The 17,933-nt window shown below is 42.4% G+C and carries 17 protein-coding genes; 16 read left to right on the forward strand and 1 reads right to left on the reverse strand.

Annotation, left to right across the window (positions count from 1 at the left end; all coding sequences use genetic code 11):
- Window positions 1-210: 210 nt before the first annotated feature.
- Complete coding sequence (locus tag MUCPA_RS32095; protein ID WP_008512343.1) at window positions 211-1,236, forward strand: S66 peptidase family protein; 1,026 nt, start codon at window positions 211-213, stop codon at window positions 1,234-1,236.
- A gap of 23 nt (window positions 1,237-1,259) precedes the next feature.
- Here the strand turns inward: MUCPA_RS32095 and MUCPA_RS32100 are convergent, their stop codons facing one another.
- Window positions 1,260-2,063: an SDR family oxidoreductase gene (locus MUCPA_RS32100; RefSeq protein WP_008512345.1), complete on the reverse strand. Its 804-nt coding sequence runs from the start codon at window positions 2,061-2,063 to the stop codon at window positions 1,260-1,262.
- 237 nt (window positions 2,064-2,300) lie between these two features.
- Between MUCPA_RS32100 and MUCPA_RS32105 the strand changes: the two genes are divergently transcribed.
- From MUCPA_RS32105 to MUCPA_RS32180, 15 genes are all read left to right on the forward strand, one after another.
- Window positions 2,301-3,140 carry a phosphatidylinositol-specific phospholipase C/glycerophosphodiester phosphodiesterase family protein gene (locus MUCPA_RS32105; RefSeq protein ID WP_008512347.1) on the forward strand — a complete coding sequence of 280 codons (840 nt, stop codon included), beginning with the start codon at window positions 2,301-2,303 and terminating at the stop codon, window positions 3,138-3,140.
- A gap of 1,231 nt (window positions 3,141-4,371) precedes the next feature.
- Window positions 4,372-4,596 carry a hypothetical protein gene (locus MUCPA_RS32110; RefSeq protein ID WP_157544026.1) on the forward strand — a complete coding sequence of 75 codons (225 nt, stop codon included), beginning with the start codon at window positions 4,372-4,374 and terminating at the stop codon, window positions 4,594-4,596.
- Window positions 4,597-4,668: 72 nt separating this feature from the next.
- Window positions 4,669-5,277, forward strand: a complete 609-nt coding sequence (locus MUCPA_RS32115; protein WP_008512352.1) for a class I SAM-dependent methyltransferase — start codon at window positions 4,669-4,671, stop codon at window positions 5,275-5,277.
- Between the two features lie 185 nt (window positions 5,278-5,462).
- Window positions 5,463-6,263, forward strand: coding sequence for a CHAD domain-containing protein (locus tag MUCPA_RS32120; protein WP_008512354.1), 801 nt, complete (start codon window positions 5,463-5,465; stop codon window positions 6,261-6,263).
- A gap of 17 nt (window positions 6,264-6,280) precedes the next feature.
- Window positions 6,281-6,829 carry a hypothetical protein gene (locus MUCPA_RS32125; RefSeq protein ID WP_008512356.1) on the forward strand — a complete coding sequence of 183 codons (549 nt, stop codon included), beginning with the start codon at window positions 6,281-6,283 and terminating at the stop codon, window positions 6,827-6,829.
- Between the two features lie 243 nt (window positions 6,830-7,072).
- The gene (locus MUCPA_RS32130; RefSeq protein WP_008512357.1) at window positions 7,073-7,813 is read left to right on the forward strand and encodes a putative periplasmic lipoprotein; all 741 of its coding nucleotides are present in this window, start codon (window positions 7,073-7,075) and stop codon (window positions 7,811-7,813) included.
- Between the two features lie 288 nt (window positions 7,814-8,101).
- Window positions 8,102-8,836 (forward strand): PspA/IM30 family protein, encoded by a 735-nt coding sequence (locus MUCPA_RS32135; protein WP_008512360.1) that lies wholly within the window; start codon window positions 8,102-8,104, stop codon window positions 8,834-8,836.
- Window positions 8,823-9,575: a hypothetical protein gene (locus tag MUCPA_RS32140; protein WP_008512362.1), complete on the forward strand. Its 753-nt coding sequence runs from the start codon at window positions 8,823-8,825 to the stop codon at window positions 9,573-9,575. The genes MUCPA_RS32135 and MUCPA_RS32140 overlap by 14 nt, the downstream gene beginning before the upstream one ends.
- Window positions 9,576-10,562: 987 nt before the next feature.
- Window positions 10,563-11,801 carry an MDR family MFS transporter gene (locus tag MUCPA_RS32150; protein WP_008512366.1) on the forward strand — a complete coding sequence of 413 codons (1,239 nt, stop codon included), beginning with the start codon at window positions 10,563-10,565 and terminating at the stop codon, window positions 11,799-11,801.
- A gap of 209 nt (window positions 11,802-12,010) precedes the next feature.
- Window positions 12,011-13,072 carry a hypothetical protein gene (locus MUCPA_RS32155; protein ID WP_008512368.1) on the forward strand — a complete coding sequence of 354 codons (1,062 nt, stop codon included), beginning with the start codon at window positions 12,011-12,013 and terminating at the stop codon, window positions 13,070-13,072.
- Between the two features lie 5 nt (window positions 13,073-13,077).
- On the forward strand, window positions 13,078-13,899 hold the full coding sequence (locus MUCPA_RS32160; RefSeq protein WP_008512371.1) for a cytidylyltransferase domain-containing protein: 822 nt from the start codon (window positions 13,078-13,080) through the stop codon (window positions 13,897-13,899).
- A gap of 55 nt (window positions 13,900-13,954) precedes the next feature.
- Window positions 13,955-14,797: a transketolase gene (locus MUCPA_RS32165; RefSeq protein ID WP_008512373.1), complete on the forward strand. Its 843-nt coding sequence runs from the start codon at window positions 13,955-13,957 to the stop codon at window positions 14,795-14,797.
- A 1-nt stretch (window position 14,798) separates the two neighbouring features.
- Window positions 14,799-15,737 (forward strand): transketolase family protein, encoded by a 939-nt coding sequence (locus tag MUCPA_RS32170; protein WP_008512375.1) that lies wholly within the window; start codon window positions 14,799-14,801, stop codon window positions 15,735-15,737.
- A gap of 41 nt (window positions 15,738-15,778) precedes the next feature.
- Complete coding sequence (locus MUCPA_RS32175) at window positions 15,779-17,122, forward strand: aminotransferase class III-fold pyridoxal phosphate-dependent enzyme (RefSeq protein WP_008512378.1); 1,344 nt, start codon at window positions 15,779-15,781, stop codon at window positions 17,120-17,122.
- A complete protein-coding gene (locus MUCPA_RS32180) occupies window positions 17,123-17,926 on the forward strand; it encodes an SDR family oxidoreductase (protein ID WP_008512381.1) in 804 nt (267 codons plus the stop codon).
- The last annotated feature ends 7 nt before the right edge of the window (window positions 17,927-17,933 follow it).

Consider the following 17,933-nt stretch of genomic DNA (forward strand, 5'->3'; position numbering starts at 1 on the left):
CTGGCGATAAAAATAAACTATAAGCAGTTAATACACATTAACAAATAAAAAACTATTTAAAAACTTGTTAGCCGATATGGAAGTAAAAGGCCATTTGTGTTGGTGATTAGTTGTTGTTAGCAGGGTATATTTTATTAATTCTGATTTTTATATCGGTGTTTGTTTAAAAAATCAGATATTCCCTTTCTGATTTAATTTGGAAGTACATTAATGAACAGAAAATATTTTATCTCATCTGTGGTTGCAGCGGGAGTAGGCCTGTCAACTTTGGAGGCGCTTGCGCTCCCGGCGAAAGGCGAAAAAATAGGAAGGCATAAAATCCCTCCCTTTTTAAAGTCGGGCGATTGTATTGGCATTAGCAGCCCGGCGGGATTTATGAGTTTGGAGGCGATAACACCGGCAGTACAATTGATGGAAAGCTGGGGTTTTAAGGTGTTGATAGGTACAACAGTAGGCAAAAGGGATTTTACCTATGGTGGTACGGATGAAGAAAGGCTGGCAGACTTTCAGCAGATGCTTGATAATCCGGATATCAAAGCGGTGATGTGCGCCCGGGGAGGTTATGGCCTGGTGAGGATTATTGACCGGCTTAATTTTAAGCATTTTGTGAACAGGCCTAAATGGATTATCGGCTTTAGCGATGTTACCGTACTGCATTGCCATATCAATCAAAATTTTGGAATTGCCAGTGTACATTCTAAAATGTGCAACAGTTTCCCCGACGATTGGGCCACGGCAGAACCTATACAAGTATCAACCATTTTATCCATAAAGCAGGCATTAATGGGAGAGGAGCTTCGATACCCTGCCCCGGCGGCGCTCGCAAACCGCGCCGGAAGGGTAGAGGGTAAATTGGTTGGGGGCAATTTAAGTATAGTTGCCAACCTTGCCGGCACACCCTCGGACCTGGTGACTAAACATAAAATTTTATTTTTGGAAGATACCGGGGAGTATTTGTACAATATTGATCGGATGTTCTGGAACCTGAAGCGCACGGGCAAGCTAACCAAACTTGCCGGGTTAATTATTGGCGGCTTTAAAGTAAAGCCAGACGATCCGGGAGAGGAATTTGGCAAAACCGTTTACCAAATTGTGATGGAAAAAGTAAAGGACTATGATTACCCGGTTTGCTTTGATTTTCCGGTGGGGCATCAAAGAAACAACTTCGCCCTGAGATGCGGGATGCCGCATTTGCTGGATGTTAGTTTGGACGGGAGTACCCTAAGTACCATTTAACGCCCGGTGAATAGCTGTTGAAATTATTTTGGAGCCAGTTTCGGAGCCATTTTGATAAGCAGCCCCGGTACAAAGCGATTGAGCCAAAGGCCGATTTTCTCGCCGCTAAATTTGCCTATATAGCATTCAAATGCTCCTTTTTTAATTGCTTTTAGTATTTGTAAAGCGGCACGATCAGGTGATAGCCCCTTACTGATATTTTCGGAGGGTTTTCCCATGGCAGATCCATCACTGGTAAGCGCATGTAAGGATATATTGGTGCGGATATAACCCGGAGTAAGTATGGTTACCTTGATGTGATGAGCCGCAACCTCGGCTCTTAAACAATCAAAAAAGCCATGCAGCGCATGTTTAGCCGCCGCATAGGCCGACCGCATTGGTGTGCCTATTTTGCCCATAACGCTGCTGGTAACTACAAAGTGCCCGTTTTTCTTCGCTATAAAATGAGGCAGCAGAGCCTTGGTTAACACCACATAACTAAAGTAATCCAGTTCCATTACGCGGCGATGCACCTCAATATCAGTATCTACAACCAGGGAACGTTGGGTGATGCCGCCATTATGAACCATGATATCTATCTGGCCAAAAAGTTGAATGGCCGTTGCTACATGTTCTGTAAGCGATGAGGTGTCCGAAAGGTCAAGGGGTAACAGGCAAACCTGATCCGGAAATTTGCACCCTTGTTTTACTCTTTCCAGTTCTGCTAATCTTCTGCTCGATAATATCAGTTTTGCGCCATTGGCAGATAGGGCATAGGCCAGGGCCTCGCCGATACCCGATGACGCTCCCGTTATCCAGATAATTTTGTTGCTGAAGTAGATGTCCATATTGGGTTTATTCAATCTAAGTTGGTTTTGCGGGCTTGGCTTAAGGGATAAATTATTTTATGTTTCGACGGGTGTTTATTATTTTAGTCGTAAAGATATTCATCTGGTACCAAACATCGGTAAATGTTGTAATGCGGTTTACAAGAAATTCGCACTATGGTTTGAATAAAATTATTGTAATATTTTTATTACAATAATTCCTTAAAAAGTTTATTTTTGTTCAAACCCTAATTAATTATGCCAGCAGCAACCTTTTGCTACAAGCACGCTAAACTATTGCCTTTTATTTTGATCATCCTGATGGGATTTAGGGCCAATTCACAAACTGTTCCGCTGGTTAACGCCTTTGCTCATAACGACTATTGGCATAAGCGGCCCCTGTTTGATGCCCTCGATAACGGCTATAACCACATCGAGGCTGATGTTTACTTAAGGCGGGGTAAATTAATTGTTGCACATATACTGCCAATTTTTAGGCGCAAAAAAGAACTTGAACGCTTGTATTTTAAGCCTTTGCAGGATTGTATCGATGGCGAAAATAAAGCTTTTACCGGCTTAACGTATCCTGTAACATTGATGATCGATGTCAAGTCGGGAGCGGATGGTACCTATCGTCAATTAGAGTGCATGCTTGATAAGTATAAATCTCTTATTTCTGGTTACGAAGATGGTAAGTTTGTACAAAGGCAAATCACTGTGGTATTAAGCGGTCATAAACCCGAAAAACTTCTTAAAGCTCAACAAAACCGGCTGGCATTTATGGATGAGGATTTAATTAAGGCACAACGGGATACACTGTCGGCAAATTTTTATCAAATGGCCAGTTGCAAATATTCGAGGTTGATCAAATGGACCGGTAAAGGCGAATTCCCGGCCGACCAGCGCCAGCGTTTATGCGATTACGTACATACGGCCCATCTATACGGTAAAAAAGTAAGACTGTGGAATTCGCCAGACAATAGCGTTGTATGGAAAGAGCTATTAAGCTGTGGTGTTGATTTGATTAATACCGATAAACTGGTTAAGCTTAAAAACTTTCTGCTGAATGAAAATAAAAGCTTTGCCAATGTTAATTAAGAAAGCATAATCAGATGTTCCATGTGTTGTTTAAAGTGCGGCGATTGCCGCACAAACGTTTTGCCTGATTTAATAAATATGGCTCTTGACGAATAGTATGGGTAAATTGAAAAACAAACCAATAAATAACTGTTCATAATAACGCGACGATAACTTATTGATTGTCAATGATAAATCTTCTAAATTATGTCATCCCGACGGGAGGAGGGATCTTTTGCGCGCAGTAAGTCTACAGCATATCAGGTGCGCTGGTAATCAATGTGCTGTTGTTGCTCCAACAATCAGTATTCTTAATTTACAGCATCGGCACGCTCAGTCGCCGCGTGAAGGGCTGTTACGTTATTCACTTTTGTTTGTTTTTGGTGTGAATGATTGCTAACGCAATTTGTCTTGACACAAAAGTAACCAAAACCGACCGTAGGGAGCTCATGAACACCTTAAAAAAACAAACAACAGGTGAATAACGTCAAGACTGCCCGATCCTTCCGCCCACAGGCCAACACCCGGCCCGGCGTGCAGTCTGGCCTTTGCGCACTTTGCCTGTGTAAAAGAGAAGATCACTGAGGTTCAAAACATCATCGCTATTTTTTTCAGCTAGCTATGTTTGTTACTTATTAAGATATAAAATATTGATAATCAATGGTTAAATTAAAAATAAGATCTTAAAACAGTAGTGGAATTTCACGAAGAATATCATAGTAAAATATTGGCTTAGCCTATCACTTACAAATTGATTTTTTAGTACCCATACTATTCGTCAGAGCCATAAATATTTAAAATCATTCCGAAACGTCCTTGCCGAGCTTTCTGAATATTAAACCCACAGGAGGTGCTAAGTATAGCAACTTCCTATCATACTCCTCGGTTTGATCAACTTGTAACATCTTTACAAGTCATTAACTTTCTCATCGCTACCCCGTAAATTTATTTTGGTGATAAGTATTTTGCTAATTTATCTGGTAACATAACCTAAGATCAAGGCGGTTGAAACCAACGAATGGCTGATGATCCGACGGTGATAATTTAATAAATTTAATTACAGATGATTAAGTTATTTTTTTAAATAAGCCCGTTTGAAATTTACAATGCTAATTAAATTAGTATTATATTGGTCGCACTTTAAAGGTGGGCAGAATTGAGCTGCGGAACCATGGGGGTGTTTTAACTGGGAAATTTGATAATTATATTGAGCTTGACTGTGGGCTAATGCCTGTAAATTTTTATGAACCTTATGGGACAAGTGTTGCGTATGACGCATAATGGCGTTGATTATTCTTTTGTGATCTTAAATAAGGAGCCCCTAAGCCGCGAAACCAGGGAAATTATTGTTTCGGTTAATGGCGAAACAAAAACGCTGGTACAGCGCGACCGTTCCTGGTTGCCTGCCGAAGAGGCCGGAGATGTGGAAGTTGCCATGGCTATTGGTAAAACGATAGCTTTGCGTTACCGGATTTAACAAAGCTTTTGCTTTCCGTAAGATCATAAACTATAGCAACCACAACCTGAATAAATTTTGATTCAGCAGAAGATGAACAAAGGAGAAAGGCAAAACGTTTACCAGGTTTATAACAAAATTGCAACATGGTTTGCTGCCAACAGGCCTACCGGTTTAATGGAGAAAGCCTATTTAGACGAGATGATAAGCCATTTACCCACCCAGGCAACAGTTTTGGATGTGGGTTGTGGTACCGGAGACCCGATTTTAAAATACCTTATCAGTAAAAAACTGAATGTTACCGGGCTTGATGCAAGCACCCAAATACTTCAAATTGCCAAGGCTAACTTCCCGTCTGTTGAGTTTATTTTGCAGGACATGCGGCTGCTTAATTTAAATAGAAGGTTTGACGCCATTGTAGCCTGGCATAGTTTCTTCCACTTACCCGCTGCCGATCAGCCGGCCATGTTCGCACTTTTTGCACAGCATCTCAATCCTGATGGAATTTTGCTCTTCACATCCGGCACTGAACATGGTGAAGCCTGGGGACTAAACGGTGGCGAAAATTTATATCATGCCTCATTGGATTCAGCAGCATATGAAAGTGTTTTAAAGAAGCATCATTTTAGGGTTTTGAAGCACGTTGTGAACGATCCGGATTGCGGTTATGACACCATTTGGATGACAAAGTATAGCTTGTGAAATTCATTCTGTTTTTCGTTGTGTGTTAGGTGTTGATGCTTGGGTGTTATAATCAACGCCCTAATAACAAAATGTCATCAAACTTCTTTGTATATTGTTCTTCCAAAGCTAATGAGGCGAACAACTTGGCCCAATAAGTGTTATTTGTACAGGTGATGATAACCTCGTTTAAAATACTTATACAGATGAAAGCAAATCCGCAAAAAAAACAAATAGCTAAGCAGTTTAAAAACATAAAAGCCCATGTTAAACAATTTATCAAATCGGCGGACCAGGAAGAACTTCATCAATTGAGGGTAGGTATTAAAAAGCTCAAAGCCTTTTTAATTTTATTGCAGAGCCATTCGCAAAATCGTCATTTGTTAAAACGTTTTGAACCCGTTGGTAAGATATTTAAAAAAGCAGGCAATATCCGCAACGCGCACATCAACTTAAGTTTAAGCGATAATTATCAACTGGATGGTGAACAGTTTATTAACCATCAGCAAGAGCTAATGGATTCGGCTACCCATACATTTCGCAAGGATGGTAAGCTTTACCTTAAAAAAATGAAAGAGGCTAAAAAAAATCTTCTACATGGTATTCACGGATTGGACAGCCGCTATGTGCAGAACTTTTACCGCGAGAATATAGACGCTATAGCTGTATATTTAAAAAACATCGAGTTTAATCCATCGCTGCACGATTGCCGTAAAAAAATCAAATTCCTGCTTTATAATTATAAGTTGGCCAATAAATCACTTAGCCGGCATTTACAGCTCAATACCCAATACCTTGACGACTTGCAGGAAAGTATAGGTGCCTGGCATGATAATGTACTGGCGCTTGATTTAGCCGGACAGGTTGATCCGGATAATAAAACTACGTTGCGAAAGCTTCAGCGCAGCAGCCTTAAATTACGAAAGAGTATTGCTATTTTGGCTGTGGATTTTATGCGCCGGGCTACAGGTATTGAAAGTGACACGGCAACTATACAACCCAGCTGATCTACAAAAAAAAATTAATGAAAATATTCAAGCTTCTTTGTTTCACCATCCTTGCGGTGCTTAGCCCATATTTTGTAGCTGCCCAGGCAAAGCCGTTTAAAGCCACTGTGGCTCAAACATCGGCTTTAAAAAAGCAGGCACAGGATTGTGCTGCCACAATAACACAACAAAACTATAAGCAATTGGCTTATTATACTTACCCGCCAATTATTAAGGCTATGGGCGGTGCTGATAAAATGGTAGAAAAGCTCACCGTTACCATGGCGCAAATGCAAACCTATGGCGTGGTTTTTAAATCGGCAACCGTAGGCAATATCAATGATATCACTAAATCCGGGCCGGATTTATACAGTGTTGTGCAGGATATTTTGCAAATGGCAAATAACGGTAGCACTATAACGGCAAGTTCTTACGTACTTGCTATATCGCATAACAATGGCATCAGGTGGTATTTTGTTGATACTGCCCCTCTAAAAAATCAAAACCTTAAAAAAATGTTTCCAACCTATCCTCCCGGTTTAGTTATTCCTCAAACGAATAATCCGTTTATGGGCGCTGGTAATTAGCATTTTTTTGCCGCCTTAAAATCGGCATTCGCCGGTAAATAAATATGGTTTGCCAAAAAACTGTTGCTTATTAGCAATATAATAGTCAATTTGCCTACAACAATTATTAAAAAATGTTGTTGAAAATTAAAAAACGATTGGTGTAACAATTACGCTATCACCAGCATCTAAATTCTTAGAATTTAAAAAGGAAAAATGAAATCTTCCCATTTTCTATCTTTATCTAACAAACCAGGTTCATTCATGAAAAAAATATTAATAACCGCTGCCTTTGCGGTAACATTGGCTGGCTGCTCTAATCGTCCGCAACAAAATAATGTAAGCATCTCCAATAATACTACCGCTGGGTTTGATGTAAACAAGCTTGGCGATATTGTTAAAACCAGTACCGATCCGCAGGTTTTAGAAAAAGCCATTAACGCCCCCAATAACAATATCAACAACCTTGACCTGGATAAGGATGGTAAAATTGACTATCTGAAGGTAACAGAACCAGGCAAAAACGAGTTAGCGATAGTCGACGATATCAGCAAAGATCAGTCGGTTACCGTGGCCAACATCAAGGTTGATCCTACAAATAACAATTCGGCCGACCTCAACATCCAGGGTAACCCGAGTTATGTAGGTGATAACTACATGTACCATTCACATTTTTCGTTCACCGACTTTCTGTTGTTGAGCTACCTGATGCGTCCGCACAGTTACTATGTACCGATGTATCATTACGGCTATTACCCATCCTATTATTCGAGCAGGAGGGTAGTAACCAATTATCGCCCCACAACAAGTTCGGCGGTAAGTTCACCCAGAAGAAGCAGTTTAAGCGGTTCGGGCTCGCAACGTTCGTTTGGTACACGTAATACCTCACAACGCGTTCGTAGCGGTGGCTTTGGCAATTCCTCAAGCCGTTCATCAAGTTTCGGCAGCGGCTCATCATCCCGCAGAAGTTTTGGCAGCAGCCGCAGCTTTGGCCGGAGAAGGTAGGTAGTTATTTAGTTATTAGGTTATTGAGTTACTATGTTATTGAGTTATTAAGTTAATTTAGTAAATATATAGGTTGGAAGTATTGTTACAATAGCCGAATGTTAACCAGAACTTATGAATCATAAAACCCAAAAGACTGATTAAGCTCAATGGCTCATTAACTAACCGCCAATAACCAATAACAAAGTAACCCAATAACTTAATAACCAATAACCCAATAACCAATAACCCAATAACCAATAACCCAATAACCCAATAACCAATAACACAATAACCAATAACCAACCAATGAGCATATTCGACAGATTATTCCGCATAGGCAAGGCAGAAGCCAACGCCGCGGTAGATAAATTAGAAGATCCATCAAAGATGGCCGACCAGATTTTGCGCGAACTGCGTGCAAATTATCAGCAGGCTATCCAGGGTGAAGCCGAAATTAAGGCGCTTTCCCTTTCACATCGCGCAAGCGAATTACAGGCCCGCAACAAGGCCGATGAATGGGAAAAGAAAACCAACGAACTGTTGGACAGGATAGACAGCAAGCAACTTGACCCAACACAAGGCAACGATTTAGCAGCCAAAGCCGCCCGGGCACATGCCGACGCATTGAAAGATGCCGAGCAGTACAAGGCCATGGCCGAGAAGGAGGAGAGCGCCGTCAATGTAATGGACCTGAAGATCAAGCAGATTAAAGATCAGATAGCCGAGACAGAGAACCGCGCCAAAATGATCCAGTCGCGCGCTAAAACAGCCGAGGTATCGGAGAAGATCAACAAAACATTATCCAATGTTGATACCGATGGATTGATGCAAACGCTGAACCGGATGGACGAAAGAGCTTCGGCCCAGGAATTCCGTGCGGCCGCTTACGCGCAGATTGAAGATTCGACACTCTCGACAGAGCAGGAAATTAATAAAGTTTTAAGCAGCGGCTCATCGGCTTTAGATGCTATCAAAGCCAAACGCTTACAACAATCCCAATCGTCACCACGCTTATTAAACGAAGGCAATGATTCTAAGTGAAGATAATAAAAAAACGTATAAGGCCATCATCCTGCTGAATGAGCTGATTAACGGCACACACCAGTTTCAAACCATCGCCAACGGCGATGATAAAATCCTGGAGCCGCTGTTTATCGAGCTGATGTCAAAAGGCTATGTTACAACTTCTGGCATCAATTATGTGCCAACTGCCAAGGGGCGCGAAGTGTTCGACACCTTTATGCAGCGCTATAGCGAGTACCTTAAGGTTTATGATGTATTCTCGTTTGTTGATCTGGAAAAAGGCGAATTTGCTTTTGCCCGTTATTTTGATTTTGATACCGACGAGCAATGGCAGAGCTTTACAGACGATCAGCGGTTTGATGATCTGCGTATAGCGGTTGCCCTGTTTAAAAAGTTAGATCCGGCGGAGATCGTGTTCATGTCATTCATTAACGAGAATAGGTTTGATACCGCTTCCGCGGGATGGCAGATGGACCTGGTATCCGACAATACCTGGAAAGAAATTGAGGCCATTGTTGATACCGCCATTAAACCCGAAGAGGTGGGCGCCGACGCGATGGAAGATATGATCCGCCAGGGCAGCGACCTGATGATGGATTTGCTGAAAGAAGAGATCAGGCAACGCGAGGAAGACCGGCAGAACAATACATACGATGGCGGCGAAACCGTGGTATACGAAACCGTTGAATATTACGAACCGTATTACGATCCATGGTACGTATCGCCAATTTGGTATGTCCCTTTGTTTTTATGGTAAACCCTTTCAGGATAAATTGATATTTATGGCGATGGGTTTACTCATCGCCTTTTTTATTTAATAACGGTGGCTTTAAGCGTTTATGTTTTTCAGCAAAATATTAACGGTGCGAGGTAATAATACGGAGGTAGGTAGTTTTGCAAAAAATGTCATTGCGGGAATTTTATAAACCGGTCGTCTGTGAAGGGTGAAAATGACAAGGGAATGCCGCTTGCAGAGGCCACCACACCGTGCTTCGACTACTGAGCTTGACGAAGTACCAGCATGACACCCCTTTTTTGTGCGCGAAAGCTGTCTTCCTGAGTATCCCACCGGGCCTCACCCCGGAAAAAACAGGGATGACATTTGAAACCTGTAGGCTATTTTGCGCAGATAAGAAAAGTGCGCAAAAGCCTGACTGCACGCCGGGCCGGGTTTGGCCTGTGGGCGGAAGGATCGGGCAGTCTTGATTTTTTTGGTTACTTTTTGTATCAAGACAAAAAGTAACAAGCCCTTCACGCGGCGATTGAGCGTGCCGATGTTCTAAATTATGAATACTGATTATCTGAGCAAAGATAGCACATTGATAATCAGCGCACCGAATATGACGCATACTTACCGCTTTTAGAAGATCCCTCCTCCCGTCGGGACGATATGATGGAGAGAAATTTAACATTGACAATCAATAACTTACATAGATGTCATTATAAGCCTGTCGAAGGACGTGCGGCATGGCCCAGTACGAGGTGTTTTTGAAGAGGAATCTGTACGATGCCTGGCTCACAAACTAAACTTGTCATTGAGGAGTACGACGAAGCAATCTCTATACTATACAGAGCAAATTGCAAAACGGATCGAATTATTATAGGTTCCTTCGTGCCTCTCGATGAATTTTTGTTTAAATATAGTGATAATCAATTATTTAGAGTATTTCGTATTTGCATAGCATAAACTTAACAGCGGCTTGATAATTTGCACATCCGCACACCACACATTTGCACATTTAAAATGTTACTTCAACTCTACAAAAACGCCTATAGTGGTTTATCCCGCAGCAGCTGGTACTTAAGTTTGGTGATGTTTATTAACCGGAGCGGTACCATGGTTGTGCCCTTTATTACCATCTATTGTACCCAGCAACTGCATTTCAGCATAACGCAGGCCGGGTACATTATGGCGATTTTTGGATTGGGATCAATCACCGGTGGCTTTATCGGTGGTAAAATAACAGATAAGATCGGCTTTTACGATCTTCAGGTATTCGCCCTGTTTGCCGGTGGGCTGTTCTTCATCCTGTTGGGTTTTCAAAAAACATTTTTAACACTGGCCATGGGCACGTTTGTTTTGAGTGTTTGTAACGATTCCTTCAGGCCGGCAAACAGTACCGCAATAGCCTATTACAGTACCGATGATAATAAAACCCGGTCGTATTCGCTCAATCGCCTGGCTGTTAATCTGGGTTGGGCATTTGGCGGCGCTATCGGCGGTTTTTTGGCATCAATCAATTACCATTTGTTGTTTTGGGTTGATGGTTGTACCAATATGCTGGCTGCCATTATGCTGCTTAAATTAATGCCCCGGGTTAAAACAGTTAAGCATCATCACAACAATGCCGATCTTCAACGTGCATCATCGCCTTATAGAGATCATGTTTACCTGCTATTTATAGGGCTTGTTGTAGTATTTGCCACCTGCTTTTTTCAATTATTTAGCATGCAGCCGGTTTTTTATAAAACTCAATGGCATTTTAGCGAACGTTTTATCGGTTTTTTAATGGCACTGAATGGCGTGTTAATTTGTGTGATAGAAATGATCCTGATCCACAACCTGGATGGTAAGCGCCATCCCTTGCGCTATATCAGCATTGGCGTAATGATGGTGGGGGTAGGTTTTGTAATATTGAATATTTTACCGGCCTCTGTATGGGTTGCCATTTTGGTAGTCATAGCCATCACCATTGGCGAAATTATGAGCATGCCTTTTATTAATTCTTTTTGGATCGTCCGTACAACAGCCTACAATCGCGGCCAATATGCAGCCTTGTATTCCATGTCGTGGTCGGCCGCGCAAATTATGGCGCCAACAATCGGTAGTCAGGTAATTAGCTATTCGGGCTATCCTATGTTATGGTGGGTGTTAGGGGTAATGTGTGCTTTTTCCTCTTTAGGTTTCCTGATGCTTTATAAATTTAACTATGCGGAAAGTGCCCCCAAGGACCTGAAAGCCCATGTCCATCAAAATAATTAAAATAATTAATATGAAATTGTTAATTATGTTTTAAATTTAAAGTTTCTATTGATGAAAAAGGGTAATAATTGCGTTCATATTATTAAAATTGCAATTGCCGTATATTAAATTAATGTCAAATATTGGTTAATAATCAGTTATTGATGTGAAATACGACGAGCTATTTTCTATTTTTGTAAACTAATAAAATTTTATACCGAAGCGTAGGAATGCGAAAGAAAATATTATTTACTACCGGATCGCCGAATCAAACGATTCAGATGCATCAGATTTCGAGAGAATTGCCGGAGTACGATTGTTGGTTTAGCCATCTGTTTACAGATTCGCCAATTATTAATACCGCTTTAAAGCACACCACCATTATCAATGGCAGCGCCCTTGGAAACAATTTTAAAGAAAAGTCCGAATGCTACCTCAGGAGCCATAATCTCCAGATAGATTATCGCGCCGAAAAACATGATTACGATCTGGTTGTGTTTTGCTCAGACCTCATCATCCCCAAAAGGATGACCAATACCAAAACCGTTTGGGTGCAGGAGGGTATGGTAGATAAGTTTAATGTAAAAAGCAAGGTAGTTAAGGCACTTGGCCTTCCGCTTTGGCTCAGTTGCGATACATCGCTCAACGGCTCGTCCAATATATGCGATGTGTATTGCACCGCTTCTCCGGGTTATAAAAACTATTTTGAAGAGTCGGGTACCGATGCCGAAAAAATCATCGTGACGGGCATGCCTAATTATGATAACCTACAACAGTTCACCAATAACGACTTTCCTTACCACGGTTATGTTATGGTAGCAACTACAGATATGCGCGAAACCTATCGCTTTGAAAACAGGCCGGCATTCATCAAGAGGGCGGTGGCTATTGCAAACGGAAGGCCGATGTTGTTTAAGTTGCATCCCAACGAAAAATTTGCACGGGCTCAGGCCGAAATAAAAAAGTATGCACCGGCTAACACGATGATCTTTCAGGCGGGTAATACCAACGAGATGATAGCCAATTGCGAAGAGTTGATCACACAGTATTCAACCGTTGTATATACCGGCATCGCCTTAGGTAAAAAAGTTCATTCTTATTTTAATATTGACGATCTGAAGCGTTTGGCACCTATCCAAAATGGAGGTACCTCATCAAGAAATATTGCCAATGTTTGCCGGAGCTTTGCCGAATTTAAAGGAGCCAAAGAAGATTTTGCCAAGAAATTTAAATTTCGCCCCGTGCTGTTCAAATATACTGATAGTTCCATATTAAAGGCAGCATCTGCATAAGCAATATGGATCAGGCTTTAGATAAAACAGTTATCGTAGTTCAGGCGCGTATGTCTTCCAGTCGCCTCCCGGGCAAGGTATTGCTGCCCATATTAGGTGAGACTTTGCTTTACAGGATGATTGAGCGGCTGCAAATGATCAGCCATCAGGCTACTCTTGTAATTGCCACTTCAACCGATGGTCAGGATGACGCGATAGAGGCGGAGGCCCTGCGGATAGGTGTACCTTGTTACCGTGGCAGCCTGGATAACTGCCTCGACAGGCATTACCAGGCAGGCAAGAAATATGATGCCGGTATCGTTATTAAAATTCCTTCCGATTGCCCGCTGATTGATCCGCGCATTATTGATGAAGCACTTGATTTTTATTTTGAACACCAAGGCGAATACGATTTTGTAAGCAACCTGCACCCGGCAACATTTCCGGACGGCAACGATGTAGAGATTATGACGATGCCCTGCCTTGAAAAAACGTGGAAGGAAGCTACCCGGCCCCTGGAGCTGGAACACACCACACCTTATATTTGGGAAAACCCCGGTCAGTTTAAAATTGCTAATGTAACATGGTCAACCGGTTTGGATTATTCCATGTCGCACCGGTTTACTATCGACTATCCTGCCGACTACCAGTTTATCAACCGTGTTTTCGAGGAACTATACCCTGCAAAACACAATTTTTCGTGCGATGATATATTGACGTTATTGAGCAGCAAGCCCGAAATTTACCAAATCAACGCCGATTACGCCGGTGTTAACTGGTATCGTAATCATCTTGACGAATTGAAAACGGTAGGCGCCCAAAACACAAAATCATTAACAAAACAGTAACATTCTTGCTATCTTTGCCGAACTGTTAGTTCAATTAACATAATCGTTTTTATATATGAATAATTTAAAGGATATAGCATTTAAGGTTCGCCAGCATATTATCCGCATGTCAACCGATGGCGGGTGCTTTGTAGGGGCTTCTTTATCAGCTGCCGACCTGATTGTTTACCTGTACGCCGAATTTTTAAATATCAATAAAGATAATCTGGACGACCCAAACCGCGATTATCTGTTTCTTTCCAAAGGGCACGATGTACCTGCCCTGTACGGCACTTTTGCCGAAATCGGTTTAATGGATCCCGAAAGATTGAAAAACCATCTGTCAACTTCCGATCATATTTACTGGCACCCTAACACTAAAATTGATGGTATCGAGTTTCACTCAGGCTCTTTGGGCCATTTACCATCAGTAGCTTTAGGTGTGGCATTGGATATCAAAATGCGCGGTGGCAGCAATAAGGTAGTTTGTATTTTAGGTGATGGTGAGTTAAACGAAGGCTCGTGCTGGGAGGCCATATTGGTAGCTAACGCGCATAAACTGGATAACCTGATTTTTGTGATTGACCGTAACAAGTTCCAGGCTAATATGCCTACCGAAGAGCTGATCCCTTTAGAACCCCTTCACGATAAATTTACCGCCTTTGGCGCCGCCGTTAAGCGAATTGACGGACACAGCTTTGAAGCGCTACGCGAAGCATTCACGGCTTATCCTTTCCAGGAAGGCAAACTCAATGTGGTTATAGCGGATACCGTGCGTGGTAAAGGCTTGCCAAGTATTGAGGCCCGGGCCGACCGCTGGTTCTGTAATTTTACGCACGACGAGGTAGAATCGTTGTTAAAAGAACTGGCCGGAGAGGAAGTAACAGAATTAACATCAGAAACATTAGTAGTAAGATAATATGTCGTACGAAGAATTATTGACCAAGCTTGCCCTGGAAGACGACCGTTTTGTTGTAATGACAGCCGAGAACCGTGCCCTGGTAAGAAACTTACCCGCTAAATTAGGTAAACGTTTTGTTGATACCGGCATTACCGAGCAAACCATGGTTGGCGCTGCCGCAGGCCTGGCTTTACGTGGCCGTATCCCCGTTTTACACGCACTGGCTACTTTTTTAAGCATGCGCGCCTTCGAGTTTATCCGCACCGATGCGGGTATCCCTAACCTGCCTGTAAAGCTAAGCTCATTTATCCCTGGCTTTTTGTCGGATGGTAACGGCCCAACGCACCAGGCTATCGAGGATATTTCTATTATGCGTGGTATCCCTAACGTTACTGTTTTCGCCGCTGCGGATGAGCAGGACCTGGTAGGTATGTTACCAACGATATGGCATTCTCCAAATCCGGCATACGTGCGTATCAACACCCGTCCGGGTACTTATAACCACACACCGTTTGAAATAGGCAAGGCCGAAGTAGTTGCCGAAGGAGCAGATGTAACCATATTAACTTATGGTTTATTGTTTGAGCAAGCTTTAATTGCTACACAAATATTGAAAGACCATGGCTTGTCTGTAGGTTTAATCAACATGCGCAGCCTGAAACCGGTTGATGAGCAGGCCATTTTAAAAGCGGCGCAAACATCAAACCTGCTGGTTACATTGGAAGATCACTTTAATACTGGTGGCTTGTACAGTATTGTTGCAGAAACCTTATTAAAACATCAAACCACAGCCAAGGTAATGCCTTACGGTTTGGATGGCAAATGGTTTAAGCCAGCGTTGTTACCCGCCGTGTTGGAATACGAAGGCTTCACAGGCAAGCAAATTGCCGAAAAGATACTGGGCTATACTACTAATGCTGTACAGCCAGTAATTGCTACTCCGGAGTTTGCCGAGTAGTAAATTAATGTTTATAAATTTTAATATTTCAACCTCAAAAAATGCCAAATACCATAAAATTCAACGCCGATTATCCGGTAATTATCAAGTCCGACGAACTGTATGAACGCGCTTTAAAAGTGCAGGCACCTGTTACGCAAACTTTAGCCAAGGGCCCCGGCCAATGGACTAAAGGTGTGGCGCCAAAATATATCCAAAAGGGTAAAGGTTCGCACGTATGGGATGTGGATGGTAACGAATATATTGATTTTAATGCCGCTATTGGGCCAATATCTTTAGGTTACGCTTACCCGGCGGTTGATGAGGCTATCAAAAAGCAATTAGAAGAGGGTATTACTTTTTCGTTAATGCACCCATTGGAAGTTGAATTTTCTGAACTGATCCAATCAATTATCCCTAACGCCGAGGCTGTAAAAATATCAAAAACAGGTGCCGATGTTTGTTCGGCAGCTATCCGTGTAGCGCGTGCGTTTACCGGTCGCGAAACTGTGTTTTGCTGCGGTTACCATGGCTGGCACGATTGGTATATCGGTGTTACAAGTCGTAACGCAGGTATCCCCGAGGCTATCCAAAACATGACTTATACCTTCGATTATAACAATATCGAATCCATCAAAGAAGCATTGGATGAAACCGTTGCCGCTTTAATATTGGAGCCCTTTATTTTTGAAGCGCCTAAACCGGGCTTTTTAAAAGAATTGGCCGAAGTGTGCAAAGCCAATGGCACCTTGCTAATTTTTGATGAAATGTGGACTGGCTTCCGTATCGCTATCGGCGGCGCTCAGGAGTATTTTGATGTTAAGCCAGATTTGGCCGTATACTCAAAAGCTTGCGCCAATGGTATGCCAATAGCCATATTAACAGGCCGCAAAGACGTGATGGACCTGTTTAATTCAGAAGTTTTCAGTTATACAACTTTCGGCGGCGAAACTTTGTCGCTTGCGGCTTCTATCGCTACCATCAATGAGCTGCGCGATAAAAATGTGCCTCAATATTTAGATGAAAAAGGTGCCGTAATTAAAGATGGCTACAACCAGGTAGCTATTGAAACCGGTATGGATAAATACACCCGTTGTGTTGGTTATAACTGCCGCTCCATGGTAACCTTTACCCCTGATGCCGGTAACGGTTTAGAGGTGAAAGCTTTAATGCAGCAGGAAATGATTAAACGCGGTGTACTTTGGGCCGGTTTCCATAATATGTGCTTTAGCCATAGTGATGAGGATATCGCTTATACATTATCGGCATACCGCGATGTAATGCCTATTATGAAAGAAGCTATTGAAAGCGGAAACGTAAAATCATACCTGAAGGGCGAAGTATTAGAAGCTGTTTTCCGTAAGGTGAGCGATTATAACATTAAACCCAAAAAAGCGACGGTTTAAATGGACTTGTTTTCACTAAAAGATAAAACAGCGGTAGTAACCGGTGCTTTAGGTTTGATAGGCAAAAAACATTGCGAGGCCCTGGCGCACGCAGGTGCCAATGTGGTAGTTGCCGATATCAACGAAGAATATGCTAAGATGTTCGCTTCTGAGTTGGGGGCGCAACATTTAGGTTTGGGTGTGGATGTTACCAGTGCCGAATCGTTAAAAGTGGCAAGAGATCAAATTGTTGCCAAATATGATTCAATTGATGTGCTGGTCAATAATGCCGCCATTAATGATATGTTTGAAAACCCGGCTATGGCTAAGGATCTTTCGGCGTTTGAAAACTATCCGCTGGATGCTTTTCAAAAATCGCTGGATGTAAATGTTACCGGGGTGTTTTTATGCTCACAGATATTGGGTACCGTAATGGCTAATCAGGGTAGCGGCAGCATTATCAATGTGGCCTCAACTTACGGTATGGTTGGGCCCGACCAAAGTATCTACCGTAATTCATGCGGCGAGCAAACATTCTTTAAATCGGCAGCATACCCGGTTACCAAAGGTGCGGTAATTAATTTTACCAGGTTTTTAGCTGCTTACTGGGGTAACAAAGGCGTAAGGGTTAACACCCTGTCGCCAGGAGGGGTAGAGAATAGCCAGGATGAATTTTTTGTGGGCAACTACTCTGCCAAAACCCTATTGGGCCGTATGGCTAAGGCTGATGATTACCAGGGTGCCCTGGTGTTTTTAGCAAGTGATGCTTCGGCTTACATGACGGGCGCTAATTTGGTGGTTGACGGCGGCTGGACAGCCATATAACGATACT

The organism is Mucilaginibacter paludis DSM 18603, assembly GCF_000166195.2.
Taxonomy (GTDB): domain Bacteria; phylum Bacteroidota; class Bacteroidia; order Sphingobacteriales; family Sphingobacteriaceae; genus Mucilaginibacter; species Mucilaginibacter paludis.